3 protein-coding genes are annotated in these 2,630 nt (G+C 71.3%); all 3 read left to right on the top strand.

What is annotated here, in order from left to right:
* Window positions 1-974, top strand: a 974-nt coding sequence (locus AC2W7C_RS16510; RefSeq protein WP_486002363.1) for a FliI/YscN family ATPase, incomplete at its 5' end; no start/stop codon positions are given.
* A 1-nt stretch (window position 975) separates the two neighbouring features.
* Window positions 976-1,386, top strand: a complete 411-nt coding sequence (locus tag AC2W7C_RS16505; protein WP_486002362.1) for a flagellar export protein FliJ — start codon at window positions 976-978, stop codon at window positions 1,384-1,386.
* A 169-nt stretch (window positions 1,387-1,555) separates the two neighbouring features.
* Window positions 1,556-2,630, top strand: a 1,075-nt coding sequence (locus tag AC2W7C_RS16500) for an alpha/beta hydrolase family protein (RefSeq protein ID WP_486002361.1), incomplete at its 3' end; no start/stop codon positions are given.

The raw sequence follows: 2,630 nt of genomic DNA, 5'->3' as shown, positions 1-2,630 counted from the left end.
CGCCGCCGGCCCACTCGCGCGGCCGGGTCGGCGAACGGCTGGACCTGGGCGTGCGGGCGATGGACGTCTTCACCACCACCTGCAGAGGCCAGCGACTGGGCATCTTCGCCGGCTCGGGCGTCGGCAAGTCGGTGCTGCTGTCCATGCTGGCGCGCCAAGCCACGTGCGACGTCGTGGTGGTCGGCCTGATTGGCGAACGGGGCCGCGAGGTCCGCGAGTTCATCGAGGAGACCCTGGGCGAAGAGGGCCTCGCCCGCGCCGTCGTGGTGGTCGCCACCTCGGACGAGCCGGCCCTGAAGCGCCGTCAGGCGGCCTACATGACCATGGCGATCAGCGAGTACCTGCGCGACCAGGACCTCGAAGTCCTGTGCCTGATGGACTCGGTCACGCGCTTCGCCATGGCCCAGCGCGAGATCGGCTTGGCGGCGGGGGAGCCGCCGACGACCAAGGGCTATACGCCGACGGTCTTCACCGAACTGCCCAAGCTGCTGGAGCGCGCAGGCCCCGGGCCGGTGCGGCCGGACGGCACCACGGCCGGGCCGATCACCGCCCTGTTCACCGTCCTGGTGGACGGCGGCGACCACGACGAGCCGATCGCCGACGCCGTGCGAGGCATCCTGGACGGCCATATCGTCATGGACCGCAAGATCGCCGAGCGCGGCCGCTTCCCGGCCATCGACGTGCTGAAGTCGGTCAGCCGGACGCTGCCGGGCTGCCAGACGCCGCCCGAGCGCGAGCTGAACCGGCGGGCGCGCCAGTGCCTGAGCGCCTACGCCAACATGGAAGAGCTGATCCGCATCGGCGCCTATCGGTCCGGAGCCGATCCGATCGTCGACCGCGCCATCGCGTTGAACCCGGCGCTGGAAGGTTTTCTGGGTCAGGACAAGGACGACGCCACACGTCTTACCGATTCCTTTACCCGGCTGGAGGCAATCCTGAACCAGGGAATGCTGTCAGGATCCGAGGGAGTGTAGAATGACCGCCTGGGCTCAATCGCTGATCCGCATCTCCAACTACGAGGTCGAGACGCTGCAGAAGCGCCTGGCCGAAATCACCGCCCGCCGCGCCTCCGCCGAGATGCGAGTCGCCGTGCTGGAGGCGGAAGCGGAGGTCGAGCAGGAACGCGCCCGCCAGGACGCCGACGCCGCCCTGCTGCTGCAGGCCTATCTGAACGGCTGGAAGCTGCGCAAGGCGGCCGCCGTGTCCGACGTCGCCGAGCTGGACGCCGAGGAAGCCGGCGCCCGTGACGCCCTCACCGGCGCCTTCGAGGAGCTGAAGAAGTTCGAGCACGTGGCCGAGACCACCCGGCTGAACGCTCTTATCGCGGCCGGCAAGCGCGAAACCGCCGCCTTCGACGAGATGGGCCTGCGCCGCCGCGCCGGCTGACGGCCGCCAAGGCCAACATCCGCCACAGTCGCCCGAAATCTATCATTGAGCGTGGCCGTGAAGCGTCATGGCCGGTCGGCGTGAGCGCGATGTTTCGCGCATGTGGGAGTTCGGTGATGCGTCTTCGCGTTCTGGCGTCCGGCCTCGCCGCCCTGAGCCTGCTCGCCGGTTGCGCCGGCGCTCCGGGCGAGCCGCTGCTACGCCCCGCCGCCGGCGCGGGGACCCGCTCCCGGCCTGGGTCATCCGCCTGGAGTCGATCGAGACCCGGGACCGGGCCGCGCTTCAACGGACCGCCGACGAACTGCCGGGCGCGATCCGGGTCCGCAACGAGGTCGATCTCTATAGGCTGGTCTACTGGACGCCGGTGAAGGGCAGGCCGGTCCCCGTCTCGGGCCTGGTCGCCGTTCCGCGCGGCATCGAGCCCAGGGGCGTCGTGGTCTATCTGCACGGCACCACGACGACGCGCGCCGTCTCGCCGTCCCTGCCCGGGCGGGCCGACGGCGACCAGGAGGCGGCGGTCTTCGCCGGCTCGGGCTTCATCACCCTGCTGCCGGACTACGTCGGCCTGGGCGAGTCCGACCTGCCGCAGGCCTATCTGGTGGCCCAGCCGCAGGTCGACGCCGCCGTCGACATGCTGAAGGCGATCCGCGGCGTCGGCGGCCTTCCCGGCCTTCCCGACCAGCTGCCCCTGTTCGTCATGGGCTTCTCGCAGGGCGGCCAGAGCGCCGCGGCTCTGCACCGGGCCCTGGAGCGAAACCCGCTGGACGGCTATGGCCTCGCCGCCACGGTCGCCGTCGCCGGGCCCCACGATCTGCTGGGCGCAATCCAAGGCAAACTGGAGGCGACGGAGGCGGGAAACCGGCGCAACGTCGCCTATCTGGCCTTCGCCGCCACCGCCTACGCCGCCTACTACGATCAGCCGCTGGACAGTCTGCTGACGCCCGAACTGGCCCGCGTCGCTCCTACCCTGTTCGACGGAAGCCGATCACCCGAGGAGATCGTCGGCGCCCTGCCGTCCGACACCCGGGCGCTGTTCCGCCCCGAGGCCCTGGCGGAGCTCAAGGCCGGGACCGGCTGGTTCGCCCGCGCCCTGGCCGAGAACGAGACCGCCCGATGGACGCCCCGCGCACCCTTGCGCATCGTCATCGGCGAGGCGGACGAGGACGTGCCTCCGGCGTCGTCGCGCGCGCGCTGCTGGAGCGCCCCGGGGCCGCATGCCGAGGGAGGCCAGGAAGGTCCGCATG

Source organism: Brevundimonas sp. CURTG3B2_SDJG, assembly GCF_057364705.1.
Note: the sequence above shows the minus strand (reverse complement) of the source record. Positions and strands in the feature narration are given on the sequence as shown.

What these genes read in the sequence shown, in the direction of transcription:
- AC2W7C_RS16505 (WP_486002362.1), top strand. Translation starts at nt 976, where the DNA reads ATGACCGCCTGGGCTCAATCGCTGATCCGCATCTCCAACTACGAGGTC.